Raw genomic sequence first — 26959 nt, 5'->3', positions numbered from 1 at the left:
AGCGAACGCGCAATCCGACGCCGATGCTTGCATCGGCACAGCCCAGTGCCACCCACGATTCTTTCTCTCCCCGAAACGCCTTTTGACGCAAAGTGCCTTCCCCCATTGGGCCGATACATCTACCTTGGATTGACGCTTTTTTGCGCTCGCGATGCATCGGGGAACTAACATACCGCCTCCCGCCCGCAGCCTTCCTACAAAAAATCAGCATGGCCGATATCGACAACATACGAGACATGGCGCCGCTCGACCTCATCCGCACTTTGCGAGCAGCAGGACGCGCCGCCGAAGCCTGTGCGCTCGCCGCGCAACTCGCCGCGTCGGCGAACCCGGATTGCTGGCTTGCCCAACTCGGCGTCGACCTCAGCTTTCTCGGGATGCACGCGCAAGCCGAGAAATTCCTGAAGCTCGGACTCGAAGAGCCGCTTTCGCAGGCCAATCGATACGCGCTGACCGAAGAGCTATGCATGGTGCAGTTCGCCCTCGGCAAGTTTCACGAGGCGAACGAACGCTATCGCACGATCCGCGGCAGATCATATGCCGAAGTCTTTCATCAACTCGTTCTCGAATCCGATCCCGATTGGGCCGGCGCGCTCCCGGACAAGCTGCTCGGCATGGACGAGTCCGTCGCGGGCAAGCGAATTTTCATTTCCGCGGAGGGCGGCTTCGGCGATTTCGTGCAGTTCTCGCGCTACATCGACGCGCTGCTGCGCGAAGGGGCGAGCATGATCGTCTCCGAGCAATTTTCGGGTTGGGAGGAAGTCTTCCGACAGAGCGAGCAGGTCAAGCTGTCGATGGCGACGCAAGAGCAGCGCGCGGCCGAACTCGCGTGCTGCGATCGCGTGACCTTCGGTTTCAGTCTCTACGCGCGCTATCAACGCTCGCCATACTTTCCGATGGAAAATCCCGCCGCGCGCATCGCCATCGATCCGGCCAAGCGTTTGTCCGATGACGCCAATGCGCTGCTGAACGTCGAAACGACGCGCCCGAAAATCGGCCTGATCTGGAGAAGCGCGAGCGGCGTGCGGCACGAACCGTATCGTTCGATGCCGCTTCAGCGGCTCGAATCCTTGCTGACGAATCAGGCTTGTCAGTTCTATTCGCTGCAAGTCGGCGAACTCGGCGACGACGAACGCGCGATCATGAACCGCCACGGCGTGACCGATATCGCGCCGCATCTCTCGACCTTCGGCGACACGGCCCGCGTGCTGGAGAAGCTCGATCTGCTCGTCACTATCGATACAGGCACGGGGCATCTCGCCGGCGCGCTGAATCGGCCGGTGCGGGTGTTGCTGTCGCGGGCCTGCGACAGCCGCTGGCTCGACTGTCAGCGCTTCACGCCGTGGTATCCGTCGATGCGGCTCTATCGTCAGACCGAACTGGGAGACTGGACGCAGCCGCTCGCCGATCTCTGCGCCGACCTCGCATCCTTCAGTGCTTCTTCAGCGCCGGCGCCGTCCGCCGAAAGCCCCTGAAGCGCTCGCGCCGATGTTCCTCGTCGAAGTGCGCGCGCGCGGGCTTCACGAGATCGCTGCGCGACACGATGCCGACGAGCCGCCGCGACGCCTCGTCCGCGACCACCGGCAGGCGCTCCAGTTCATGCACGGCGAGACGCGTCGCGGCAAGGCGGCACGGCTCGCCCGGCAGCGCGAACGCCGGCGCGCCGTGCTCCATGCGCTGCAAGGCATCGCCGATGCTGACGCCCGACTGCGCCACCGGCGACGCCCCGATCAACGTCGCGAGCGACGCCCGGTCCAGCATGCCGACGAGCACGCCGTCGCGCACCACCGGATACGCCCGATGCACCTGTTGCGGCCCGAAATGCTTCGCGAGCACGTCGGAAAGCGGCGTGGCGGCGTCGATCGTCAGCACGTCGCGCGTCATGACTTCATCGACGTGATGGCGCTCCAGCGGATCCACGCCGTATTCGCGATAGATGTGATAACCGCGCCGCGCGATCTTCTCGGTCATGATCGAGCGCTTCATGACGACGGTCGCGAAGCCGTGCGCGACGAGCGTCGCGGCGAGCAGCGGCAGGAGCGCGTTCGCATCGTGCGTGAGGCCGAAGGCGAAGACGATCGCGGTGAGCGGCGCGCCCAGCGTCGCGCCGAGCGTCGCGGCCATGCACACGAGCGGCCAGAGCGCGGTGTCGTGGCCGGGCAGGATCGCGCCGAGCGCGGTGCCGAGGCCCGCGCCGAGCATCAATAGCGGCGCGAGCACGCCGCCCGAGGTGCCCGAAGCCAGCGCGACGACCCAGATGATCGCCTTCACGGCGAGAATCGACAGCGCCACCTGAATCGCGATGTGCTGATGCAGCAGATCGCCGATCACGTCGTAGCCCACGCCGAGCGCGCGCGGCTCGAGATATCCGCCGATACCGACGATCACCGCGCCGAGCGCCGGCCACCACATCCAGTGAATCGGCAGCTTGTGGAACAGGTCTTCGAGCTTGTAGAGCGCAGCCGACAGCCCCGACGCCAGCGCGCCCGACAACAGCCCGGCCACGAGGCACGAAAGCAGCGAAATCATGTGCGGCGGCGGCGTTTCGAGCGGAAAGAGCGCGCCCGTACCGAATACCGCCGCGCGCGCGAAGCCCGCGACCGCGCAAGCGAGCGCGACCGGCAGAAAGCTGCGCGGCCGCCATTCGAACAGCAGCAGTTCGACCGCGAGCAGCACCGCCGCGACCGGCGTGCCGAACACGGCCGTCATGCCCGCCGCCGCGCCCGCGACCAAGAGCGTCTTGCGCTCCGCGGCGGTCACGTCGATGCATTGCGCGATCAGCGAGCCGAGCGCGCCGCCCGTCATGATGATCGGGCCTTCCGCGCCGAACGGCCCGCCGCTGCCGATCACGATCCCCGACGACAGCGGCTTCAGGATCGCCACCTTCGGCGACATGCGGCTCTTGCCGAACAGGATCGCCTCGATCGCCTCCGGAATGCCGTGTCCGCGAATCTTGTCCGAGCCGAAGCGCGCCATCATGCCGACGATCAGTCCGCCGATCACGGGAATGCCGATCACCCACGGCCCGAGCGTATTGAGCGCGGGCGAGTTGTCCTCGAGCGAAAGCGTGCCGAAGAAAAACAGGTTCGTGAACAGATGGATGAGCGCAAGGAGCACGACGGCCGCGAGCGTGGCGATGCCGCCGATGACGGCGGCGAGTCCGCATATCTTCAGCAGCCGGTCGTTGACCGAAAAGTCACGTCTGTGATGGTCCATGAAGGCGCTCCAGGAATTCAGAAATCGATCTGCGGCACGCGGAACGCGCCATCGAGAGACTTGATCTCCGCGCGATGCAGCGCGGCGAGGCGCGTGAGCACTTCTTCGCCGCGCGCTTCGAGATGCACTCGCACCTGACGGCGATCCTCTTCGCTCTGCGCGCGTCGCACGAGCCCGGCCGCCTCGCAGCGCGTGACGAGCGCCACCACGCCGTGATGATGCGATTGCAGCCGCTCCGCGAGTTCGCCGACCGTTGCCCATTCGCGGCCCGGATAGCCCTTGATGTGCAGGAGCAGCAGATATTGCAGCGGCGTGATGCCTTCGTTCTGCGCGGCCTGCTCGGAGAAGCGCTCGAAGCGCCGCATCTGATAGCGGAATTCGGACAGTTGCTCGAAGTCCGGCTTGTCGAGTTTGCGCGGAGTGTTCATCGGATTTCAGTGGACGCGCTCAGGCGGTCTTGCGCTCGCCCGCGAACGATTGTCGATAGAGGCCGGAGATCAGATCGGCTTCGGTGATCATGCCCGCGAGCTGATCGTGCGCGCCGACCACCGGAATGTGGTGATGCCCCAAGTGCGCGAACATCGGCACCAGATCGGCGATGGCGGTGCTCGTCTTCACGGTGCAGACGTCGGTTGTCATCAGCGAGGCGACGAGCGGCGGCGTCGTCGACGGGCCGCGCATCAGCCGCTCGATCGCCTGCTGCGCGCGTTGCCCGATGCCGTCGCGGCGCACCGGCGCCAGGTCCGCGCGCGTGACGATGCCGCACACGCGGCGCGTCGCGTCGATCACCGGCAGCGCCTTCACCTGATGCCTGTCGATGAGCGCGAGCGCCGCCTGCGCGCTCGTCTCGGGCGTCACGGAGACGATCGCGCGCGACATGATGTCGGCGCACGTGAACTCCGTGAACCGGCGCGCGTAGGCCTGCAACTGCGCTTCGCGAAGCAGCGCTTCGAGATCGTCCGGATCGACGTCGAGCAATTCGCTGCGGCGCGACAGCACGGCCTGCAGGTCGGCGCGCGTGAACGAGTCGGCGCCGGGCGGCGCGACCGCGGGTTTCGGCGCGGCGTGGCCGTGCGGATAGCGATGCCCGGTGAGCGCGTGAAATGCGATCGCCGACACGAGCAGCGCCGCCGACTGGATCGCCACCGGCGCGAACACGAAGCCATAGCCGAGCGCGTGAATCGACGGCCCGCCGAGCACGGCGGTCAGCGCGACCGCGCCCGAAGGCGGATGCACGCAGCGCAGCGCGAACATCGCGCAGATCGCGAGACAGATGGCGAGCGCGGCAGCGTCGACGGGATCGTGAACGAACATCGCGCAGCTGACGCCGACCGTCGCCGATACGATGTTCCCGCCGATGATCGACCACGGCTGCGCGAGCGGACTCGCGGGCACGGCGAAGAGCAGCACGGCGGACGCGCCCATCGGCGCGATGAGATACGGAATCGCGGATGCATCGCCGATCAGCAGATGCGCCAGCCCGCCCGTCAGCGCAATGCCGATCAGCGCGCCGAGCCCCGCGCGCAATCGCTCGCTCCAGCGCAGCGTGACCGGAGCGGGAAGAAAGCCTTGGAGCCAGCGAAGCAATGCCATACGCGTCACTTTTCAGCGTTCCGGGAAGAGTCAGTGGAAGGTCACACTGGCTGGCCGGATCGAGGGCGCGAAAAGCAAGCGTGCGACAATCGTGAAATTGTATCGCAATATGATACAAATTGTCGCGCGCTTCAATTCGTCCCAGGATTCGTCGCACTTTTGATCCGGTTGAACGGGCGTGCGCGGACGCCATGTCCTCCTGTACGATGAGTTTTCCCTTGCGCGGCGCGGACACTTCGACATGGCACGTCGCAACATTTCCCGGATGGCGTGCTACATCGCGTTCGCGTGCGTGTGGCCGTGCGCGGCGGTCGCGGCGGACGAAGACCCGTCGACGATCGTCAGCGACGTTCACGAGTTCGTCGTCGCGAGCGACGGCTCGCTCACCGAAGACGACATCACCGTGCTGCGCGCGAACACGTCGGCGGGCGTCGACGAAATCGCGCAGCGCTACGTCTGGTATGACAAGAGCGTGTCGAAGGTGGAGATCGTCGAGGCCTATTCGATCGATGCGAGCGGCGCGCGCCACGACGTCTCGCCGGATCAGATCCGCGACGTTCAGGAGCCGCGCTCGGCGGGCGCGCCGACGTTTCAGGACGCGAAACTGCGCGCGGTGATCTTTCCGGCGATGGGCATCGGCTCGACCGTGCATCTGCGTTTTCGCAAGAGCCAGGCGGCGGCGGTCATTCCCGGGCAATTCAACTATTACGTCGATCCGGGGCAGCGGCCCGTCGTGCAGCAGACGCTCGTCTTCGATCTGCCCGCCGACAAGCCGCTTTATGCCGATGCGCGCGGCTATGTCGCCGAGCCGCCCGTCACGGCGAACGGGCGCACGCGTTACGCGTTCACGTACCGGCACGATCGTTTCGCGCGCATCGAAAGCGGCTCCGTGGGCTATGCGCAATACGGCGATCGGCTGATGGTCACGACCTTTCCCGATTACGCGAGCTTCGCGAAGGCCTACCGCGACGCCGCCGCCGATCCGGGCGCGACCGATCCCGCGATCCGCGCGCTCGCGCAATCGCTCACGCAGAACGACGCCGACGACCGCGCCAAAGCCAAAACGCTCTACGACTGGGTGCGTCACCATATCCGCTACGTCGCGATGTTCATCGGGCAGAGTCCGGCCGTGCCGCATCGCGTGACGGACGTGCTCGCGAATCGCTACGGCGATTGCAAGGATCACGTCGCGCTCTACGGCGCGCTGCTCGATGCCGTCGGCATTCGCAACGAGCCCGCGCTCATCGGGCTCGGTTCGGTCTATACGCTGCCGTCGGTGCCGGGTTACGGATCGGGCGCGATCAACCACATCGTCACCTGGCTGCCGGATCTGAACGTGTTCGCGGACAGCACGGCGGCGAGCGTCGAATTCGGCTTTCTGCCGCTCGCCGACATGGACCGGCCCGCGCTGCTCGTGAATACCGGCGCGCTGGCCCGCACGCCCGCGACGCAGCCGCTCGCGCGCACGGCACGGCTGCAGATCGAGGTCGCGGACAAGGGCGAGGCGAACTTCGCCTACTGGGTCGAGGACGCGGGATGGAGCGCGGAAATCGAGCGGATCAACCTGCGTCTCGCGAATGCGCAACGGCGCGACCAGATCGCGGCGGACCGGCTCCGTTACACGAATCTGCGCGGCGCGGGGGCGTTGACGACGAGCGACGTCGATGCAACCGGCGGCCCGTTCGCGACGACGCTGCGCGGCACGCTCGACGACATCGTCTGGCCGACGGGCACGACGGCATTGCCCGCGCTGTCGAGCCTGTCGGGCGGCATCGCGACGGCGGTGCGCAACGGGCTCGCCGAGCGCACGCGCACGCAGCCGTATCTGTGCATCGGCGGCACGTTCGACGAAACCGCGCAGATCACGCTGCCGAAGACGACGCACGTCGCCGAAGTGCCCGACGATCTCGATCTGACAAGCGATGTTTTTCGTTATCGCGCGCGCTATGTGTTCGATCCGTCGACCAACGTGATCCAGATATCGCGCACGCTCGACGCCCGCTTCGGCAAGCAAGTCTGCACGCCCGACGATTTTCGGGCGGCGCTGCCGCTGCTCAAGAAAATCGAGCGGGACACGCAGGCGCAGATCATCCTGAAAGCGCTGGGCGGATAGACCTCACTCCATGTCCCGCGCGACGCGAAAGCCGTTCTGCGATTGCCGCACGCTCGAGCTGTACTTGAAGCGCGTCGCCGATTGCATGTAGGCCGCGCCTTCGCGCCACGAGCCGCCGCGAATCACGCGCACGCTGCACGACGGATCGTCCCAGGCGCGGCCATCGGCGGGCGCGTTCTTGTAGGAACTGTGCCAGCAGTCGGCGACCCATTCCCAGACGCTGCCGTTCATGTCGTAGAGGCCGTACGGGTTCGCGGCGAACGATCCGACCGGCGTCGGCGCTTCGGGCTTGTACGGATCGCCGCAATCCTTGCAGTCGGCGGTGCCTTTTTTCATCTGATCGCCCCACCAGTACGTCGATTGCGTGCCGCCGCGCGCGGCGTATTCCCATTCCGCTTCCGTCGGCAAGCGATACGGCTTGCCGCCCACCTTGCTCAGCCATTTGACGTAGACCTGCGCGTCGTCCCAGCTCACGTTGCGCATCGGCGCGTTGCCGGGCGGCGTCGATTCGCCTTCGGGCGCGACGCGCGTGCACGCGCCCGCATCGGCGCAGGCGTTCCATTGCTCGACGGTGACTTCGTATTTGCCGATGGCGAACGCACGCCCGACCGACACGCGATGCGGCGGCTTCTCGGCGGGATCGTCGTTGTTGCTGCCCATCGTGAAGCTGCCCGCGGCGATCGGGATCAGCACAGGGCACGCCGGGCAATCCTTGATCTCGCCGCCGCTCGCCGTCTTGGCGGCCGGTTTGGTGGTCACGGCGGCGGGCGGCGCGGCAGGCGCTGCCGCCGTGCTCGGGCGCGGTTTTTCAGGCGCGGCAGCGGTAGCCGGCGCGGACGGCGCGGGCGTCGGCTTCGGCGCGGGTGCGGGTGCGGCCGGTGCGGCGGTCGCGGCAGGTGGCGCGGAAGCGGCGGGCTTTGCATTTCCGGCTGCGCGCAAACGCTCGATGCGCGCCTTCGCGAGCGCCGCGAATCGGCCGTTCGGATAAGCCTTCAAATAGGCTTCGTAATCGCTCGGATAGGTGCTGTCCTTGATCGAATCCCAGAACGTCAGTTCGTACTGCTCGTTGCTGTCTTTCGGCAGAATGCCGCGCGTGCGGACGATGCTGGCGGATTCGGCAGGCACGATGGCGGTCGCGTCCGCTATACGCATGTTCGACGTCGTATCGGCGATGGCGAAGCCGTCATCGAGCGTGGACGCGATCCACGGCCGCTGCGCGCCATGCGATGCCCGCGCGACATCCGATGCCGCCGCAGCGAACGCCGCCGGCGTCACCGATGACCGCGCGCCCAACGCGTGCAGCAACGCCGCGGTATAGCGCCCGTTGCGCGCGTCTTCGGATGCGGCATCGCCCGGCGCAGCCGCATACGCGACGAGCGTGCGCGGCGGCAGCGTCCACGTCCGCGCGCGCGTTGTCTCGAAGGGATCGGTGAGACACATGTCGAGCACGACGATGTTCGCCGCGTCCGGCCGCGCCCGCGTGATGCGCTCGACGATGTCCCGCGCGGAAATCGCATCGCGCACGAGCGTCGCGGGGCGTTGCTCGCGCGCGTCGAGCGGCACGAGCAACGCATCGCCGCCCGCCTGCAATCCGTGGCCGGCGAAATAGACGAGCGCCGTATCGTCGGGGCCGAGGCGCGCGGCGAACGCATCGAGTGCCTGGCGCATCGCGGCTTCGTCGAGATTCGTGCGGCGCGTGACGTCGAAACCGAGCGCGTTCAGGGCGATGCTCATGTCGTCGGCATCGCGCGATGCGCTCGCGAGCGGCTGATCGAGATAGTCGGCATTGCCGATCACGAGCGCGAGATGACGGGGCGCGTGTGCGATCGTCGAGATCGGGGAAGAGGGCGGCGCTGTGACCGATGCCGCGTTCGCTGAGACGAGCGTCTGGCCGATCGTCAGGACAACGCTCGCGATAAGAAGAGTTCGCCACATGTTCACACCCTGTCCGTCCGGCTTTGAGTGGAGGGCATCGCACTGCATTCGCGTGCGATGCCAACGCTTCGGGTACGGCATCAACAACGATAGCACGCGCTCAGACGCCGCTTAATCCCCTGAAAGGAGGTATCCGTCATGAGGTTAATCAGGCCCCCCGCGTGACCGTATCTTTTTTAAACGTTACGTCCTAATCTAAAAACCAGCGACGCAGCATCAGGTAATCCGCATCGCGCTCGAGCACGAGCGTTCGTCCGTGCCCGGAGCGATTTCCCTGGCCCATCCGCGAGGCCTTTCAACGAGAGAGGCGTGCATAACATGCTGAGAAGAACCGTGCTTGGCGCGCTGGCTTCCCTGGCCGCATTGGCCGCCGATTCGTCGTTTTCCGCCGCGCGTGCCCGCACGCCCGCGCCGCCGAACGCCGAGGCCTACATCATCTGGCCGCCGGACGGGGCCGTGATCACGGGCGGCAAGCTATGGGTGCGCATGGGCTTGCGCAACATGGGCGTATGTCCGAAGGGCGTCGATCTGCCGAACGTGGGGCATCACCATCTGCTCGTCGATACCGATCTGCCGCCGCTCGATCAGGAGATCCCGTCCGATCGCAATCACCTGCATTACGGCGCGGGCGAAACCGATGCTCGCCTCGAATTGCCGCCGGGCAAGCACACCTTGCAGTTGCTGATGGGCGACTACAACCACGTTCCGCACGACCCGCCGGTGTATTCGAAGAAGATCACGATCATCGTGAAATGAGCTGTGCACTTGCCGAGGGCACATGACATGAAAAAACGATCCGCTGATGCGCTCGCGCTGCCGCGTTCGCTCCTCGTCGCCGCCACGCTCGCGACGGCGTTCGCCGCGCCTCATGCACTCGCCGGGACGACGCCCGCGCCGGCCAACGCGTATGCGTACATCGGCTTTCCGAACGATGGCCAGACCGTGCCCGCGGGCAAGCCGTTCCGCGTCTGGTTCGGGCTGCGTTTCATGGGCGTCGCGCCGCGCGGCGTGAAGTTTCCGAACACGGGGCATCATCATTTGCTGATCGATGTGGACCTGCCGCCGATGGATCAGGAGATTCCATCGGATCGCAATCATCTGCACTACGGCGCCGGCGAAACCGAAACGATGATCGAACTGCCGCCGGGCAAGCACACGCTTCAGCTTTTGATGGGCGATGACAAGCACATACCGCATAACCCGCCCGTCTATTCCCGAAAGATCACGATCTACGTCAAGTAAGTCCGGGCGCCGCGTGATGCATCGAGCGGCGCCTTTCCCGGTTGCTTTCATCCAACTCGTATCCGCGTGCGTATCGCGGAGGGGGTCGTTCGTCCCCTGCAAATCGCACGGGTGTCGCCGGGCAACCGACAGTGAAGATCGGAAGTGTCGGGCGGGCAGCATCATCGGCTTAGAAGGACAGATGCAGCGTAAATCGGCGCAGCCCATATGCAGCACGGCGCGCAGAGAAAAACGCATGACGTATGACGCGATTGGCACAGCCTGTGCATTGAATGGCGGCGAGCAGACAAGTTGCTCCGAGCCACCACCGAATGCGCGACGCGCACCCAAGGAGAGCGGAAATGAAGACGCTGACCATCAAGGACCTTCCCGTCACCGAAGATCTCGACACGCGTGCGATGTCGGCGGTGCGCGGCGGCTCCGCGGTCCTGTTTCCCGGCTTCATCTCGATGAACGGCACGACGCTCTCGATGCCGTTCAATCCGCAGCAGATCATCAATCAGACGCAGACGACGTTCAATCAGAACGGCAGCAACATCGCCTTCGCCGAAGCGCTGAAGTCGCAGTCGACGGTCACGCCGACGCAGAGCGCGAAGAACATCGCCAACGTGAACTTCGGCATCGCGGGCGATCTCGCATAAGCGAAACGTCGCGAGGAATGAACCGGATATCGGTGCGGTAAGCATCGAGGTAGTCGCAGCAAAGGCGGGGCGCGGGGAGCTTCGCCGTAACACCGCCCTCAGCATCGGGCGTAGTGGTTCGCGCGCGGGTCGCATCCGTCGCCGGACCGCGTCACGACGACGCGCGACGTGCCTCAAGAGCACGCGCGCGCAACGTGACTTAACCCGTATGGAGTCGCGGCGCGCCGTGTGATTTACTTGAATGACCGGACGGCCGGCGCCGTGCTTCTCACCCATGAAACTGACCGTCGGTGCGCGTTCACCGGGAGCGAGATCGTGCGAGCCTTGTTGCCATCGTTAGGGCTGGTTGCAGCCGCGCTGCTTTCGGGCTGCATCGACGTGACGCCGCCGACGTATCAGCGGCCCGACACGCCCGAGAAAACCGCCTTCACGAAGACCGACGCAGCGAAGGTCGCCGCATCCGACACGATCCGGCCCGACTGGTGGAAGCAGTTCAACGACCCGTATCTCGACTCGCTGGTTGAAAAGGCCATCAGCGGCAACTTCGACATCAAGGTGCTGGCCGCGCGCATCCAGGTGGCGGGCGCGCAGATCGGCGAGGCGCGCGCGGGCGCGTTGCCGTCGATGGATCTCGGCGCGGGCGCGAGCTTCGAGAAGACGACCGGCCAGCAGTTCTCGAAGCAGTACAACCTGGCGACGCAGGTGAGCTGGGACATCGATATCTGGGGCTCGGTGGAGAAGGGCGTGCAGGCGCAGAAAGCCGAATTCCGCGCGACCGAGGCCGACTGGCGCGCCGGTTATCTCGAACTCGTCGCACTCGTCTCGACGACGTACTTCCAGATTCTCCAGTTCGACGATCAGATCGATCAGCAGAAGCAGACCATCGCGACCAACCAGCAGATCCTGACGATCTTCGAAGGCATGCAGAAGAACGGCCTCGTGCCGAAGACGCAGGTGCTCACGCAGCGCGCCGAACTCAACCGGCTGACGCGCGAGTTGCTGGAGTTGCGCCGCTCGCGCGATCTCGCGAACAACGCGCTCTCGACGCTGATGGGCGTGCCGGCAGGCGAGTTCCGGATGCCCGACGGCAAGCTGCAAAAGCGCGTGCAGATTCCGCCGGTGCCGGAGGGATTGCCATCGCAGTTGCTCGCGCGCCGCCCCGATCTGATCGCGGCCGAATATCGCGTGCTCGAAGCGTATGACCTCGTTGGCCAGGCGAAGCTCGCGCAACTGCCGACCATCAACCTGACCGGACGCGCGGGCACTGCAAGCTTTCAACTGACCGATCTCCTGAAGATCTTCACGCTGAGTTTCGTGCCGAGCATCAATATCCCGATTCTCGATCCGTCCGTGCGCGCTCACGTCAAGACGACCGAGGCGCAGACGACGGTGGCCGAACAGCAATATCGCAGCACGGTGATGAACGCGTTCGAAGAAGTGGAGAACGCGCTGGTCAATCTCGATTCGCATACGAAGCAGCGCGTCGAGCTGCAACAGGAAGTGGATCAGTTGACGATCGTCGCCGCGCAGATCGACGCGCAACTGAAAGAGGGTGTGATCTCGCAGCTTCAGGTGTTCGAGACGGAGCGCACGCTGCTCGCGGCGCAACTCGCGCTGCTCGCGAACCATCAGCAAATTCTGTCGGACACGGTGACGCTTTATAAGGCGCTCGGCGGCGGCTGGCCGACCGTCGATGTACAAAGCGCAAGCAAGGACGGATTGAAGTGAAGCACTCCATGAATAATGTGCACCAAATTAATAATATGAATTGCTAACGATCGTGCCGAATCGCCCATGGATGGCGTGATGCAGCGCTGCAGCACGATTGACTACGACGATGCGTGACTTAAACTCTCAACAGCCGCCGGCTGCAAATGACTTCGATTACGGCGCGGTCCAACTTGTCCATGCGCCCGACGTTGCCGGGCAATCCTCTGGCGCGTCGGCGGCAGCGGCTGGACGTACCTCGTGACATGGACATGGCTCAAGGCTTTTCCGTGGCGGATCCGCAGCCGAGCGTGGGCGAGGCGTTCGACGTCGTCCTGAAGCCCGCGCCGCATGGCGAGCTTGCGCTCGAGCTGGCGGAGAGACTCACGGAGATCCGTATCGACGAAAATCTCTTCGCTATCGGCCGCGCCGAAGCGCCGTTCGATACGAGTCCGCCCGAAGCCGTGGCGCAGCTCTCGCGCCGTCATGCGCGCATCTTCATCGAGCACGGGTTCGTCTATATCGCCGACCTCGCCAGCAAGAACGGCACGGCCGTAAATGGCACGCCCGTGCGCGAGACGCCCGCGCGCGTGCGAAGCGGCGATGTCATTTCGTTCGGCAGCAAGCTGTCGTATCGCGTGCAGTTCGCGCCGCGCGCGCGGCGTCTGAGTGTGCCGAAACCAATCGGCCTCACGCTTACGCCGCAGCGCGACGATCTCGGTCTCCAGCCGATCGAACTCGCGCAGTTTCCGTTTCTCGTCAGCAAGAGCGACGACACGTTTTCGCGTTATCGCGATGAGTATCCGCATCAGGTCAATTATGTGTCACGGCGCCACGCGCATGTGTTCATCAAGAGCGGCGCGCCGTTCGTCGAAGACCTCGGCAGCACCAATGGCACGTTCGTGAACGGCGAGCGGCTCGGCGCGTCGGCGGTCGAACTGAAGAACGGCGATACCGTCGCGTTCGGCGGAACGCACTTCGCGTACGTGGTGCATCTGCACGGCGACGAAAGCGAATCGACGCTCACGGAAATCGTCGCGCAGGTCGCCGCGCCATCGCACGACGACGAATCCGACAGCGACAAGACGACCTTCGTCGGCTCGGCGCATTCGTTTCTCGACATATTCTGCGTCGATCAGGCCGCGGCGCGCGAGGATGAAGTCAACGAAGAGGCGCAGCCGACACCCGCCGAGGAAAAGCGCCCGGACGCGCGCGCCGCGAAGCGCAGCAAGTTCGCGCTCTTCGTGTCGGAGTTGCGCCGTGTGCTCGCGAACGACGATGCGCGCGCCGCGCGCCGCACGCGCATCATCGTGGCGTGCGTGCTGACGGCGCTCGTTGCAGTCGGCGCCGCGCTTTTCTATAGCGGTTCGAACGAGCGTGAGGCCAAATCGCTGATGGAGCACGGCGAGTACGCCGAGGCCGCGGCCGTCACGAACGAATATCTGAAGACGCATCCGAAGGACGCGCCGTTCACGTCGATGAACACCGAGGCCGTGCTCAAGTCGAACGTGCCGCGCTGGCTTGCTGCACTGAAAAAGGGCGATTTCGCGAACGCGGACGCGATCATCGCGCAGATGCGTTCGCTCAGCGAGCACAACGCAGACGTGCATTCGCTTATCGACGAACTCGAATGGATCGGCAAGCTGGAAAGTTTTGTGATGAGCCGTGGCGGCGCCGAAGCGCCGATCCGCATGTACGGCGACGAGCCGCGCATCGGCGCAATCCTGAAGCATTGGGAAGCGGACGCGGCGGGACATCAGCGCGATCTGGACCGCATCGCGGGCTATGTGCCCGAGTTCCGCGATCCGTATGCGCTCGCGCTGAGTCATCTGCGCAAGCTGCAAAGCGACGATTCGGTGTATCTCGCGGCCATCGAGAGGCTCGATGCCAGCATCGCGAAGAATCTCGGCCAGGACGATCCCGATGCGATCGGCGCGGCGTTGAAGGAATATGCGGACAAGTATCCGCGGCTCGCGGGTCTCGATCGCGTGCGCGCCGATCTCGATGCCTACGCGGGCTTGCGACGCAGCATCAACGGTGCGAGCCTCGCGCCGCTCGCGGGTTCGGTCAGCGAGGCCCATTTCTCGACGCCGCCGTTCCAGGAAAAATTTCGGCAGATGACCGCGAGCCAGTTGCCGCCGCCCGACGTGCTCGCGCAATACACGAGCGTCGCGGATGCATGGAATCGCGGACAGAGCGCGCAGGCGATCGACGCGCTGCAAAAGCTGCCTCAAGGCTCGTGGACGCAGACCGTGCAGAAGGAACTCGCGCACAAGAAAGCCGTGGCCGCGCAGTTCGCCGAGCTGCAAAAGGCGCGCGGCTCGAAGGGCTACGAAGACGCGCTGCTGTCGTTCTACGAGACGCTCGATCTCGAGAGCGACGCGTTCTACGCGAAAGCCGTCGCGCCCGAATTCACCGCGTTGAAGGACAGGGCGACGGCCCGCGCGCAAGCGTTGATGACGCAGGCGCAAACGTCGTGGCAGCAGTATCGGACGAACGGCGGCATCGGCGGATCGCAGCGGCTCGAATCGGGCGTGTCGGATGTGTTCCGGACGCAGGCACGGCTGCTGTCCGACGCGGAAGACGCGGCCACGCGCGGCATGCGTATTTTCCGGCAGGTGAAGGCGGACAGCGCGACGGCGAAGTGGACCGCGCTCGCCAATGAGATCGACACCGAAGCGGATCTGCAACGGCGTTCGCTGCAGGATCTGCGGATGGTGCTCGAACCGGGGCTTCTCAATACCAAGCTGAGTCTGATCGGCGGAGGCACGAGCAGTGAAGAGAGACGCACACCTTAAGCCGCTGTCGGAGGCGCTAGGCGAACACGGCGCCGAAGGCATCGCGATTCTCACGGCGGAGCCCGCGCGGCTCACGCAGGGCCTTGTCTTCGCGATGGTGGCGCTCGTCGCGTCGGCGCTCGTGTGGTCGTTCGTCGGCCATGCGGACGTGATGGTGACGGCGCAAGGCACGCTCGCGCCGGAATCGGAAGTGCGGCGTTTCTATGCGCCGATCGACGGCGAGCTCGCCGATCTCTATATCGCCGAAGGGCAGCCCGTGCGCAAGGACGATGTCGTCGCGCGCCTGAATGCGCGCGGTGCGATCGAAGCGGCGACCAATGCGCTCGAAGCGCAGCTCAAGCTCGACGATGCCGAGCGCGAATGGAAGCAGTTCCCCGAAAAGAAGCTGCTGATGGAGCGCAAGATCGCCGCGCTCAAGGATCAGATGGATGTGGAAGAGCATCAACATCAGCAGCGCGTGGCCGAAGGCACGAGCAAGCTCGCGGAAGGTCAGAAGGCGCAGTTGCAGGAAGCGCGCAGCACGCTCGAAAACGCGCGCCGCGCCCGCGATGCCGCGAAGGTCGAACTCGACCGCTTTCAGCGTCTGCTCGCGTTGCCGGGCGGCGGCGGCATTGCGGAAGCGCAGGTCGATCAGAAACGCAATGCCTATCTCGAAGCGGACGGCGCGTATCGCGTCGAGCAATCGCGGCTCGCGGAACTCGACTTCCGTCTGAGTCACGATTTCACGCAGGCCAAGCGTCAACTGGAAACGAGCGGTCAGGAAGCGACGAGCCTGCGTCTGCAATACGAAGCCGCGATGCGCGAAGTCGCGAGCACCGAAGACAAGTTGCGTTTGCAACTACAGACCGCGCGCCTCGTCGCGGATGCGGCCGCGCGCATCAAGTTCGAGAACATCGACAAGGACAATTTCCTGTTGATTCTCGCGCCGGTGTCCGGCGTGGTGACGGACGTGACATCGACGCAGACCGGCGACAAGATACAGGCGAACACGCCGCTCGGCGGCATCGCGCCGGCCAATGCGAAGCCGGTGCTCAAGATCGAGATCGCCGAGCACGACCGCGCGTTTCTGCGCGAAGGGCAGCGCGTGAAGCTCAAGTTCAATGCGTTTCCTTATCAGCGCTATGGCGTGATCGAGGGCACGCTCGCGTTCATTTCGCCCGCGACCAAGCCGAGCCCGACGAGCAAGCAACCCGTCTACGAAGGACGCGTGACGCTCGATCGCGATTCCTATCAGATCGCGGACACGAAGTATCCGCTGCGTTACGGCATGACGGCGACCGCTGAGATCGTCGTGCGCGAGCGTCGCCTCATCGATCTCGGGCTGGATCCGTTCCGCAATGTAGCGGGATAAATATGGGGGGTTACACGGGCGCCGCAACGCGAACATGATGCGCAATTCAACATGGAACCGAACGGAGAACGATATGACGGCGATTGTGCGTATCGACGACGAAGTGGTCGACGTCGGCGAATTCATCAGGTTATTGAAGCTGAATGGTCAGTTCGACAGTCTCATCGAGCAGCTCGTGCGCGACAAGCTCACGGTGCGCGCGGCGAAGAAGTCGGGTATCGCCGTGAGCGACGATGAAATCCAGAATCGCGCCGATCAGTTCCGGCGCATTCGCGGTCTGCATCGCGCGGCGGACATGAACAATTATCTCGATGCGCTGCATGTGAGCCTCGACGAGTTCGAGGTCTTCATCACCGACACGCTGTATCAGGAAAAGATGCTCGACAAGGTAGGCACGGCGCGCGAGATCGAAGAGTACTTCCAGCTCAACTCGCCGAAGTTCGACAGCATCGAAGTCAGTCATATCCTGCTCGACACCGAAGGCAGCGCGAAGGAAATGATCTCGTATCTGAACGACGATCCCGACAGCTTCGCCGACATGGCGCGCGAGCACTCGCTCGCCGACACGCGCGACGCGGGCGGCGTGATCGGCCGCGTGATGCGCGGACAGATGAAACCGGACGTCGAGGCGAAAGTCTTCAACGCGGAGGTCGGTGATCTGCTCGGGCCGTTCGTATCGGCGGACGGCGCATCGTATGAGATTTTCGCGGTGACGGCGAAGTATCCGGCGAAGCTCGACGAGGACGTGTCCGCGGAAATTCGCCGCCTGCTGCGCGAAGACTGGATGATGGCGCGCGCGCAGGAACACGTCATCGAAGCACGCTGATCGACCGGAACGCGACACGACATGGACGCTCCATCGAGCCTTGATTCGCCCGCTGACTTTCTTTCGTCGGTGGAGATTCTTTCGCCCTTCACGCGCGAGGAAATCGAGCAATTCGCGGCGCAAGCGGAGTCGCGGCGCTTCGGTTTCGGCGAGACCGTGTGCAACGCGGGCGATGCGGCCGATGGACTCTATATCGTGAAAGCGGGGTCCGTGCGTATCTTCACCGAAGAGCACGGCAAGGAAATCAGCATGGGGGTGAAGAAGGAGCGCGAGACCTTCGCGGATATCGCGATGCTGCGCGACTATCGCCATGAGTCGTCGGTGCGCTCCTCCGGCAAGACCGAGCTGCTGTTCATCCCGCGCACGGCGATCGACCCCGTCATCGCGAAGAATCCCGCCGCGCTCGCCTTCGTCACGAGCTATGTCGCCATTAACTCGGCGGGCGGCTTCGTCGCAAAGCTCTTCGATTTGCGCGGCAAGCTCGACAAGGCCGAACTCGAAGAATGCGTGCGCAGCGTCGGCGTGAAGCGTGTCGCGGAAGGCAAGGAGATTCTCAAGCAGGAGTCGCGCGACGACCGGCGTCTCTATGTCGTGCGGCAAGGCGAAGTGCGGATCGTGCGCGAAGAGGGCGGCGAGCGGCATGTGCTCGCGACGCTCGGTCCCGGCGAGATCTTCGGCGAGAAGGCCTGCGTGATGCGCCAGGAGCAGATGGCCTCCGCCATCGCGAGCACCGATACGCGCCTGCTCGTGATTCCCGAGAAGACCGTGCACTTCATCATCGAGCGCAACGTGAAGCTGCGCGAAGTGCTCGAAGAGCGCATCCGCTTCACCGAGCGCGAATTGCAGCGGCAGAAGAAGATCACCGAGCGCCGCAAGCTGCCCGCAATGCTCGATCTGCACACGAAGCCCGAACTGGGCGAGCGCGTCATCAAGCGCTTCGCGTGGATCGAGCAGGCGGAGGAGATGGATTGCGGCGCGGCCTGTCTCGCGATGATCTGCCGTCACTACGGCATCAACATGACGCTCGGCAAGCTGCGCGAACTGGCCAACGTCACGACATCCGGCGCGACGCTGGATTCACTCGCACGCGCCGGCGAATCGCTCGGCTTCACGACGCGCGGCGTGCAGTGCACGTTCGAATCGTTGCGCGGCTTCGAGATGCCGTTCATCGCGCATTGGGAGGGATACCACTACATCATCGTCTATGGCGTGTCGAGCGAGAACGTATGGGTCGCGGACCCGGCGATCGGCTTCAGGAAGATGACCGTCGGCGAGTTCGAGCGCGGCTGGAGCGGCACGTGTCTGCTTTTCACGCCGGGGCAGGATCTTACGCAAAAGGCCGTGTCGCGTTCGCCGTGGCTGCGTTTCGTCGGCTATCTGAAGCCGTACAAGAAGATCCTGCTGCATCTCTTTCTCGCGACCTTCGTCATTCAAGTGCTGGGCGTGATACCGCCGCTCATCATCCAGAACATTCTCGATGGCGTGATCGTGCATCAGAACGTGAACCTGCTTCATGTGCTGATCGCAGGGCTCATCATCGCGAGCCTGTTCACGCAGCTCATGACGACGATACGCGCGTATCTCGCGAACTTCATGGTCCGCAACATGGACTTCGCGATGATGTCGCAGTTCTTCAGGCACACGTTCTCGCTGCCGTTCGGCTTCTTCGCGAAGCGCAAGACCGGCGATGTGTTCGCGCGCTTTCAGGAGAATCACACGATTCGCGCGTTTCTCACCGAATCGACGGTATCGACCGTGCTGAACCTGCTGATGATCTTCATCTACTTCACGATCATGTTCCTCTACAACGTGAAGCTCACGTTGCTGCTGATCGCGTTCGTCATCCCGATGATGGTGCTCACGGTCGTCGCGACGCCGCGCATCAAGCAGAACGCGCGCGAAACGTTCTCAGCGGGAACGGATGCGCGTTCGTATCTGATGGAAGCACTCGGCGGCGTCGAGACGGTGAAGGGCATGGGTATCGAGCGCGCGGTGCGTCTCAAGTGGGAAAAGAAGTATGCGAAGTCGCTCGAAGTGCAATACAAGTCGCAGCGCTTCAATATCGTGGTGGGCTTGTGCAGCCAGTTGCTCAATGCGGCGACGACCATCGGCGTGTTATGGGTCGGCGCGAATCTCGTGCTTGCGCGCGAACTGACCATCGGGCAACTGATCGCGTTCAATGCCTACATGGGCAGCGTGCTCGCGCCGCTGATGGGTCTCATCAACTTGTGGAGCCTGCTGAACGATGCGGGCGTCGCGATGGAGCGGCTCGGCGACGTGCTCGATATCGAGCCGGAGCAGAAGCCCGAAGACATGCAGCAGCGCGTCATGCTGCCCGACCTGCAGGGCGATATCAGTTTCAACGGCGTGTACTTCCGTTATGGCGAAGGCGATGCGCCTTACGTGCTGGAGAACATCAGCTTCGATATCAAGCCGGGCGAGCTGATTGCGATCGTCGGGCGCAGCGGCTCCGGTAAAACGACGCTCGCGAAACTGCTCGTCGGTTTCTATGCGCCGAGCGAAGGCAAGATGACCGTCGATGGCTACGATATCAACGTCGTCGATAAAGGTTTCTTTCGCGCGCAGATCGGCTATGTGATGCAGAGCAACCTGCTGTTTTCGGGGACGATCGCGGAGAACATCGCGAGCGGCGATGAAGCGCCGGACAGAAGGCGTATCGAAGAAGTCGCGAAGATGGCCGACGCGCACGCGTTCATCGCGAAGATGCCGCTCGGTTATGAGCAGGTGGTCGGCGAGCGCGGCGTAGGGTTGTCGGGCGGACAGATTCAGCGCTTATGCATCGCGCGGGCGCTGTATCACGATCCACGTCTGCTCGTATTCGACGAAGCGACGTCCGCGCTCGATACGCAATCTGAAAGCAATATTCTCGGCAACATGCAGGAGATTTTGAAAGGGCGCACGGCGGTCATCATCGCGCACCGCCTTTCGACGATCATGCGCGCCGACAAGATTCTCGTGCTGTACGAAGGCGGCATCGTCGAACAGGGCAAGCATGACGAACTCGTCGCGAGAAAGGGCATGTACTACCAACTCGTGCAAAAGCAACTGAGCGCAGCATGAAAATACTCGACCAACCGGAAAGCGATACCAGCGCGCCCGCGTCATCGGCGATTTCGTATGCGGGGCTCATCGAGAAGATCGAGATCTTGCGCTCGACGCTTCGATGGACCTCGCGGCTCGAGCGTCCCGAGATCGAAAAGCTGTTGCGGCAGGCGAGCACCCTGCGCGACGAAGTCATGCAACTGTCGCACAAGGAGCGCTTCGTGCAGGCGGCGGCCGCCGAACCGAAGCGCGATCTTCCGCCGGGCGCGCGGCGGCAGGCGCTGATCGAACGCAGCTTCGTATTCGAAGGCACGTTCGGCGATAACCCGAAGTTGCTGGAAGCGCTGGAAATCGCGGAAAAAGCCGCGCCGACGGACTTGCCGGTATTGATCGATGGCGAAAGCGGCACCGGCAAGGAATTGATGGCGAAGGTCATTCACGCGAACGGATCGCGTGCCGACAAGCCGTATATCTCGGTGAACTGCGGCGCGATTCCGGACAATCTGCTGGAGTCCGAACTATTCGGGCATCGCAAGGGCGCGTTCACCGGAGCGAGCAATGATCGCAAGGGAAAATTCGAAAGCGCGCACACGGGCACGATCTTTCTCGATGAGATCGGCGAACTGCCTTTGCAGGGGCAGGTGAAGCTGTTGCGCGTACTGGAAGCGCATGAAATTCAGCGCGTGGGTTCGGACGAGCCCATCGCGGTGGATACGCGCATCGTCGCGGCAACGAATCGCAACTTGCGCAAGTTCTGCGACGAGGGGCGTTTTCGCGAGGATCTGTTTTATCGGCTGAGCGTCATTCATCTGACGCTGCCTGCTTTGCGTGAACGGCGCGATGAAATTCCGCTGCTGCTCGCGTATTTCGGCGACGAAGCGGCCGCGACATTGAAGCGCCGGCCGGTGAAGTTGTCGCCGCGGCTACGGGATTTTCTGCGCAACTATGACTATCCGGGGAACATCCGCGAGTTGCGGAACGTGGTGTACCGCCTCGCGTGTCTTGCGGGCGATATGGCCGACATCGATCATCTGCCGGTCGACATACGGCCGAAGTCATCGCTCTCGCTCGCAATGGGCGGGCCGGCGGCGAGCGGAAACGGCATCGCGACGGCGAGCTCGCTCGCGGAAGCGAAGCGCGTCGCCAGCGACGAAGCGGAGCGCGCGTTTCTCGAACGAGGCTTGCAGGAAACCGGCGGAACGGTGGCCGAGCTTGCGAGACGGTACGAGATGAACCGCTCGCATCTGCAGATGCTTTTGAAAAAGCACGGGCTGCATTCGAAGGAGTTTCGAGCCGCGGCGCAGAAGAACAAGGAGGCGGGCGGTTGAGCCGCCTTTATATCGACGGATTCACCTGCGTCTTATCCGTCGCCATCAAATCGACCGCATGCGCGACGACCACTGAAATATTGTCGCGCCCGCCCCGCGCGAGCGCGATTTCCAGCAGCCTTTGCGCGGCGACATCGCAATTGCCCGGCGCGAGCTCGCTCATCATTTCGGCTTCGCTGACTTCGTTCGATAAACCGTCGCTGCATAGCAGGAACGTATCGCCGTCGTTCAGGGCGAGCGTGTTCTCGTCGAGTTCGAGCACATCGAGCGCGCCGACCGCGCGCGTGATCAGATGCTGCGCCGGATGATGCAGCGCTTCTTCCGCCGTGAGTTGCCCGCGCGCCTTCAGTTCCTCGACGTGGCTGTGATCGCGCGTGAGCTGCACGAGCCGTCCCTGGCGCAGCAGATAGATGCGGCTGTCGCCGGCCCATACATAACCGCACGCGCCATCGCGCGCAGCGAGCACGACGACCGTGCTGCCGATGCGCGACACCTGGCGCCGCGCCGCTTCCGCACGCAGCTTGTCGTTCACGTCGAGAAGACGCGCGCGGGCATCGGCGATGGTGCCCGCAAGATCGTTCGCCGGCGATACCTTCGCGAGGCTCTCGATCACCATCCGGCTCGCCAGATCGCCGACCGCGTGGCCGCCCATGCCATCGGCGACGGCCCACAGTCCGCGCTCGGGCGCATCGAGCAGCGCGTCTTCGTTGATCTGCCGGACGCAGCCGGTGTCGGTGCGGGCGGCGGATGTCCATCGAAACTCGGTGGTGAAGGTCACGGCAACCTCCGGAATGCTGGGTGACGCGGCGTCGGGCGGGCCTTGCGGACGATCCCGCTCATTGTGTACCAACGCGCGTCCGAAGCGAATCTTGATCTGCACCGCTTTAGCCCGCGCGATTCCCCGCGACCGAATTCGGGCTGACGGTAAGGCTCGCGCCGTTGCCCGTATTGCTGACCGCGACGTTCTGAAACTGATTGACCATCTGGCCGACCGTGATGTTCGTCACGTTATTGGTGATGTTGTTCGTGACCGCGTAGATGTTGTTGGTCACATCGATCAGGGTAATCGCGCCGGCTGCGGCCCCGCCGCCCGATGAACGCTCCACGAAAGGCGTGATCCAGCCGAACACCCACGGCGCACCGCCTCCGCCGCTGATGGCCGACATCGCCGCGTGATCCAGCACGCGGTCGTATTCGAGATCGCTGACGGTCAAGGCGCACATGTCGTTTCTCCGGGATGGCCTGTGAGCAGGACGCACGGATCAATGCAAGGCCCATGCCGACGCACGCCAAATGGCGGAGATTGCGTCCGAATCGCCGATGGGACGGCGTTCTGGCGGCATCGGCGCAAACGAAATGGCAGGGTGCCGAATCGCATCCGTTGGATCGTCGCCAACAAGCGATGTTGGCGTCGCGCCGCATAACCAACACACGCGGCGCGCGTCCGATCGGCCCGCACGACGCGAATTCTGGTGCAGCAGGTCCAACAAACGCGCAAGAAAACTGTTGGCCGATGAAAAACACAACGCCGTCGAAACACGCTCCCGATTCCGCAATAACCACGCGTAATCAATGGCTTATCGACACTGGCAAGGAAGATGCAAAAGGCTAGGCAACCCGGCGCCGAACAAACACCTGGCGCCAGCAAAGAAAAATCGGAGCCAGCCATGTCAACCAACCAGCAAATCGGACTGATCGAACAGCAAGCCGCCGCGAACGGCTTCTCGCTCGACGACGAACCCGCGCTCGGCACCGAACTCGTCACGCGCCGTTCCGGCTATGAACATCACGGCATCTACGCCGGCAACGGCATGGTCATCCACTATGCCGGTTTCGCGAAGTCGCTGCATCGCGGCCCGGTCGAGGAAGTCCCGGTCGAGCAGTTCGCCGCCGGTCATGAAGTCACGATCCGCCAGAACCCGGCCGCGAAGTTCGTCGGCATGGAAGCGGTGCGCCGCGCCCGCAGCCGCCTCGGCGAAGACAACTATCACCTGCTCACCAACAACTGCGAGCACTTCGTTACGTGGTGCCTCGACGGCCGCGCCCGCAGCCGTCAGGTGCAAGCGTGCTTCATCGATCCCCACGCGGCCGTCAGAGCCGTGGCGGGACTCTTCCGCGCCTATGTCGCCGCCGAACGCCGCCGCCGCATGAATGTGGCGCTCGCAGCCTGAACCTCACGTTTTGCCGATCGATTCCGAGGAGACCATCATGCAAACCACCGAAAACTCGCTGCACTGGGCCGTCGACAAATGGCTCGCCCCGACTGCCGCGCATCCGGCACGCGTCGTGCGTCTGTGCCGTTCGCATGTCACCGGCGCGCGCTACGTCTGCATCGAGGCGCAGCATCCGGGCGGCCCGCTCGCGATCATCTTCTTCCGCCATGACGACGGCACCTGGAACGTGTTTCCGCCGCAAGCGAAGCGTCCGTCGATGAGCGCGGCGCGCCTCGCCGCCTGAAGGCGCGTACGATCGGCCGGGACGCGTCGGGCGGCCCCGGCTTTGACACGGCAATCCCGCTGCCGCTACTCTAGGCGCATCGTCGCGGCCATTTGGATGAAGCCGCCGGTCGCACGGAAGCAGCAGGCCGTGGTAGTTTTGCGTCCGTGAACCAGATCGTACATTTTCGAGGTATTGCCGATGACCCAGCCCGACTCCTCTTCCTCCGCCCGCGCGACGCCCGATTCGAACCTCGGCGACAATCCGCTCGGCATCGCGGGGCTGGAGTTCGTCGAGTTTTCCAGCCCCGATCCTGCAGGGCTCGCCCGACTGTTCGAGACGCTCGGCTTCGTGCCCGTCGCGCAGCACATCAGCAAGGCGGTGACGCTCTTTCGCCAGCGCAGCATGAATTTTCTGTTGAACGCGGAGCCGGATTCGTTCGCGTCGCGCTTTGCCGAGTCGCATGGCGTCGGCATCGCGGCGATCGGCATTCGCGTGCTCGATGCGCAGGTCGCCCACGAGCGCGCGCTCGAATACGGCGCGTGGGATTTCGAGGGCGAAAAAATCGGCCCGAACGAGCTTGCGATTCCGGCGATTCAAGGCATCGGCGATTCGCATATCTATTTCGTCGATCACTGGCCAGGCAAGAACAGCGGCGAGACATCGATCTACGACATCGACTTTCGTCCGATTCCGGGAGCACGCGCGGATCTCAACGGCACCGGCCTGCTCGAAGTCGACCACTTCACGCAGACGGTCGGCGCAGGCCGCATTCAGGAATGGCTCGATTTCTATCGGGAAGTGCTGCACTTCTCGGAGATTCATCAGGTGCATCCGGACTGGCACGTCTCGCAGGATTCCGCCGTCACGCTTTCGCCGTGCGGCTCGATCCGCATTCCGGTGTACGAGGAAGGCACCTATCGCACGGATCTGATGCAGCAATATCTGCCCGATCACGAAGGCGAGGGCGTGCAGCATATCGCGCTGGCATCGGCGGATATTTTCGCTTCCGTCGATGCATTGATGGCGCGCGGCGTGCGCTTCCTGCAGCCGCCGCCGCGCTATTACGACGAGATCGACGAGCGTCTGCCGGGCCACGGTCTCGACATCGGAAAGCTGCGCACGCGCGGCATTCTCGTCGACGGCGAGATTCTCGGAGACGGCACGCCGCAGCTTTTTCTGCAGACGTTCGTCGAGCGCAAGCCCGGCGACATGTTCTTCGAGATCGTCGAGCGGCGCGGGCATCACGGATTCGGCGAGGGCAATCTCGCCGCGATCGCGAAGGCGCGCGGCTGACGCGACTCATTGCACGACGACCGTCCCCGTCATGTGCGGATGCAGCGAACAGAAGTACTTGTACGTGCCCGGTTTGTCGAACACATGCGAGAAGCTGTCGCCGCTGTCGAGCGGATCGGACTTGAAGCTCTTTCCCTCGTCGGCGACGGTATGCAGCATGTCGTCGTGATTCACCCATGTCACCTTCGTACCGACGGGCACGGTAATCGTCGCCTGATTGAACGCGAAGTTGTCGATGGAAACGGTCGGCGCGTTCGCCAGCGCGACCTGTTGCGCGGGTTCTGCCGCGCACGCCGACGGAATCGCCACGCCGATGACGCCTTTCACGACCAGCGCAAGCGCGGCCTGGCGCAGCAGCTTGCCGGCGAGCGGGCGGAGATTGTCGGGCGAAACGTAGTGCGCAATCGTCGATGCGATCATGACTGCACCCCCGCGAGCGACGTATCGGTGACGGCAAGTTGCCCGCGTCCCGCGATATGCGTGACTTCGCGCAGGCCGAGCATCGTGCGCAATTGTTCGGATGGCACTTTCATCGGCCCCGGACCGGACGGTGCGCCCGGCGCGGGCTGCGGAAACGCCGTCGACATCGCCGAATAAAAGCGCATCTCTCCCTCCACTTTCTGCGCCACCTGATGGACGTGGCCGTTCAGCACCGTTACCGAGCCGAAGCGTTTCAAGAGCGCGAGCGCCTGCGCGCTGTCGTCGGTGCCCCATCCCCATTGCGGATACAACGCCCACAGCGGAATGTGCGCGAACACGACGATCGGCGTGCTGCTCGATTTGCCCTGCAGATCCGCCTTGAGCCACGCGAGCTGCGCATCGCCGAGAAAGCCGAGGCCGCCGCCCTTCAGGTCGATCACGTTGGTCAGGCCGATGAAATGCACGCCGCCCTGATCGAAGCTGTACCAGTGACGCGTGCTGCCTTTGCCGTATTGACCGGAAAAGCGGTCGAAAAACGCGTTGCCTTCTTCGACCAGCACGTCGTGCTCGCCGGGAACGTAATGCACGTCCATGCCCGACTTGCCGATGATCTGCGTCGCCGTGTCGAATTGCGCGGGCTTCGACAGATGCGTGATGTCGCCCGTGTGGATCATGAACGCGGGGCGTTTTTCCATCGCGCTTACGCGGTTGATGGCTTCTTCGAGCGTGCTCGTCGGCTCCGTGTTCGGATCCTTGTTGAAGCCGATGTGACTGTCGCTGATCTGCACGAAGCTGAACGAGCCGGTCTGCTCGGCCGCTTCCACCGACGAGATCAGGCGCGAAACGGGCACACCGCCGCTCACCGTCCAGATGACGCCGGCGCCCGCCCAGGCCATGCACGAAAGTGCGGTGCGGCGGCGCTTGCCGTGCTCGTCGAGTTCGTCGCGTTGCTGCGCGGGCGGCAGTGCGTTCGGGTCGGGTTTCATGATGGTTC

General features: G+C 64.0%; 22 protein-coding genes. 14 read left to right on the top strand and 8 right to left on the bottom strand.

From position 1 onward, the window contains the following. Window positions 1–209 precede the first annotated feature (209 nt). Entirely contained in the window at window positions 210–1475 is a 1266-nt protein-coding gene (locus tag NCS67_RS17255; protein ID WP_250435879.1) for a glycosyltransferase family 9 protein, read from the top strand. On the opposite strand, the gene NCS67_RS17250 is transcribed toward NCS67_RS17255, so the two are convergent. The 3 genes from NCS67_RS17250 to NCS67_RS17240 are packed head-to-tail and all read right to left on the bottom strand — an operon-like array spanning window position 1432 to window position 4818. Next, window positions 1432–3216 carry a chloride channel protein gene (locus NCS67_RS17250; RefSeq protein ID WP_250435878.1) on the bottom strand — a complete coding sequence of 595 codons (1785 nt, stop codon included), beginning with the start codon at window positions 3214–3216 and terminating at the stop codon, window positions 1432–1434. The two genes, NCS67_RS17255 and NCS67_RS17250, sit on opposite strands and share 44 nt — an antisense overlap. Window positions 3217–3233: 17 nt before the next feature. Beyond that, complete coding sequence (locus tag NCS67_RS17245; protein WP_008353238.1) at window positions 3234–3644, bottom strand: MarR family winged helix-turn-helix transcriptional regulator; 411 nt, start codon at window positions 3642–3644, stop codon at window positions 3234–3236. 19 nt (window positions 3645–3663) lie between these two features. Continuing rightward, complete coding sequence (locus NCS67_RS17240) at window positions 3664–4818, bottom strand: HPP family protein (RefSeq protein WP_250435877.1); 1155 nt, start codon at window positions 4816–4818, stop codon at window positions 3664–3666. 256 nt (window positions 4819–5074) lie between these two features. On the opposite strand from NCS67_RS17240, the gene NCS67_RS17235 reads away from it, so the two are divergent. Then, window positions 5075–6922 (top strand): DUF3857 domain-containing transglutaminase family protein, encoded by a 1848-nt coding sequence (locus NCS67_RS17235; RefSeq protein WP_502801862.1) that lies wholly within the window; start codon window positions 5075–5077, stop codon window positions 6920–6922. 3 nt (window positions 6923–6925) lie between these two features. On the opposite strand, the gene NCS67_RS17230 is transcribed toward NCS67_RS17235, so the two are convergent. Then, a complete protein-coding gene (locus NCS67_RS17230; RefSeq protein WP_250435874.1) occupies window positions 6926–8857 on the bottom strand; it encodes an SUMF1/EgtB/PvdO family nonheme iron enzyme in 1932 nt (643 codons plus the stop codon). Between the two features lie 318 nt (window positions 8858–9175). Here NCS67_RS17230 and NCS67_RS17225 point away from each other — a divergent pair, with 318 nt between their 5' ends. The 9 genes from NCS67_RS17225 to NCS67_RS17185 all read left to right on the top strand — a co-directional run bounded on the left by NCS67_RS17225 (window position 9176) and on the right by NCS67_RS17185 (window position 21813). Then, window positions 9176–9613 (top strand): DUF4399 domain-containing protein, encoded by a 438-nt coding sequence (locus NCS67_RS17225; RefSeq protein WP_033537047.1) that lies wholly within the window; start codon window positions 9176–9178, stop codon window positions 9611–9613. A gap of 27 nt (window positions 9614–9640) precedes the next feature. Further along, window positions 9641–10099, top strand: a complete 459-nt coding sequence (locus NCS67_RS17220; protein ID WP_372492482.1) for a DUF4399 domain-containing protein — start codon at window positions 9641–9643, stop codon at window positions 10097–10099. Between the two features lie 341 nt (window positions 10100–10440). After that, window positions 10441–10740 (top strand): hypothetical protein, encoded by a 300-nt coding sequence (locus NCS67_RS17215; protein ID WP_008353246.1) that lies wholly within the window; start codon window positions 10441–10443, stop codon window positions 10738–10740. 315 nt (window positions 10741–11055) lie between these two features. Beyond that, window positions 11056–12468: an efflux transporter outer membrane subunit gene (locus NCS67_RS17210; protein ID WP_239294402.1), complete on the top strand. Its 1413-nt coding sequence runs from the start codon at window positions 11056–11058 to the stop codon at window positions 12466–12468. 251 nt (window positions 12469–12719) lie between these two features. Beyond that, on the top strand, window positions 12720–15245 hold the full coding sequence (locus NCS67_RS17205) for an FHA domain-containing protein (RefSeq protein WP_250435980.1): 2526 nt from the start codon (window positions 12720–12722) through the stop codon (window positions 15243–15245). Next, window positions 15223–16596: a beta-barrel domain-containing protein gene (locus NCS67_RS17200; RefSeq protein ID WP_250435872.1), complete on the top strand. Its 1374-nt coding sequence runs from the start codon at window positions 15223–15225 to the stop codon at window positions 16594–16596. Before NCS67_RS17205 ends, NCS67_RS17200 begins: the two co-directional genes overlap by 23 nt. Before the next feature lie 73 nt (window positions 16597–16669). Beyond that, entirely contained in the window at window positions 16670–17422 is a 753-nt protein-coding gene (locus NCS67_RS17195; RefSeq protein WP_008353254.1) for a peptidylprolyl isomerase, read from the top strand. A gap of 21 nt (window positions 17423–17443) precedes the next feature. Then, window positions 17444–20503, top strand: coding sequence for a peptidase domain-containing ABC transporter (locus NCS67_RS17190; RefSeq protein WP_008353255.1), 3060 nt, complete (start codon window positions 17444–17446; stop codon window positions 20501–20503). Further along, on the top strand, window positions 20500–21813 hold the full coding sequence (locus NCS67_RS17185) for a sigma-54 interaction domain-containing protein (RefSeq protein ID WP_008353257.1): 1314 nt from the start codon (window positions 20500–20502) through the stop codon (window positions 21811–21813). Before NCS67_RS17190 ends, NCS67_RS17185 begins: the two co-directional genes overlap by 4 nt. Before the next feature lie 7 nt (window positions 21814–21820). On the opposite strand, the gene NCS67_RS17180 is transcribed toward NCS67_RS17185, so the two are convergent. Together NCS67_RS17180 and NCS67_RS17175 are read right to left on the bottom strand one after the other, a co-directional pair. After that, a complete protein-coding gene (locus NCS67_RS17180; protein ID WP_250435870.1) occupies window positions 21821–22591 on the bottom strand; it encodes a PP2C family protein-serine/threonine phosphatase in 771 nt (256 codons plus the stop codon). 106 nt (window positions 22592–22697) lie between these two features. Next, entirely contained in the window at window positions 22698–23036 is a 339-nt protein-coding gene (locus tag NCS67_RS17175) for a hypothetical protein (protein ID WP_250435869.1), read from the bottom strand. Between the two features lie 444 nt (window positions 23037–23480). On the opposite strand from NCS67_RS17175, the gene NCS67_RS17170 reads away from it, so the two are divergent. The 3 genes from NCS67_RS17170 (at window position 23481) to NCS67_RS17160 (ending at window position 25545) form a co-directional block, all read left to right on the top strand. Beyond that, a complete protein-coding gene (locus tag NCS67_RS17170; RefSeq protein WP_008353261.1) occupies window positions 23481–23984 on the top strand; it encodes a lecithin retinol acyltransferase family protein in 504 nt (167 codons plus the stop codon). 37 nt (window positions 23985–24021) lie between these two features. After that, window positions 24022–24270, top strand: a complete 249-nt coding sequence (locus NCS67_RS17165; protein WP_033537064.1) for a hypothetical protein — start codon at window positions 24022–24024, stop codon at window positions 24268–24270. A 180-nt stretch (window positions 24271–24450) separates the two neighbouring features. Further along, on the top strand, window positions 24451–25545 hold the full coding sequence (locus tag NCS67_RS17160) for a 4-hydroxyphenylpyruvate dioxygenase family protein (RefSeq protein WP_175979381.1): 1095 nt from the start codon (window positions 24451–24453) through the stop codon (window positions 25543–25545). 6 nt (window positions 25546–25551) lie between these two features. Here the strand turns inward: NCS67_RS17160 and NCS67_RS17155 are convergent, their stop codons facing one another. Both NCS67_RS17155 and NCS67_RS17150 read right to left on the bottom strand, forming a co-directional pair. Beyond that, window positions 25552–25965, bottom strand: a complete 414-nt coding sequence (locus tag NCS67_RS17155; protein ID WP_008353264.1) for a cupredoxin domain-containing protein — start codon at window positions 25963–25965, stop codon at window positions 25552–25554. Beyond that, window positions 25962–26951 carry a metallophosphoesterase family protein gene (locus NCS67_RS17150; RefSeq protein WP_250435867.1) on the bottom strand — a complete coding sequence of 330 codons (990 nt, stop codon included), beginning with the start codon at window positions 26949–26951 and terminating at the stop codon, window positions 25962–25964. Before NCS67_RS17150 ends, NCS67_RS17155 begins: the two co-directional genes overlap by 4 nt. Window positions 26952–26959 lie beyond the last annotated feature (8 nt).

Source organism: Caballeronia sp. ATUFL_F2_KS9A, from assembly GCF_023630765.1.
Classification (GTDB): domain Bacteria; phylum Pseudomonadota; class Gammaproteobacteria; order Burkholderiales; family Burkholderiaceae; genus Caballeronia; species Caballeronia zhejiangensis.
The sequence above is the reverse complement of the archived record's forward strand: the minus strand, read 5'-3'. Positions and strand labels throughout refer to the sequence as shown.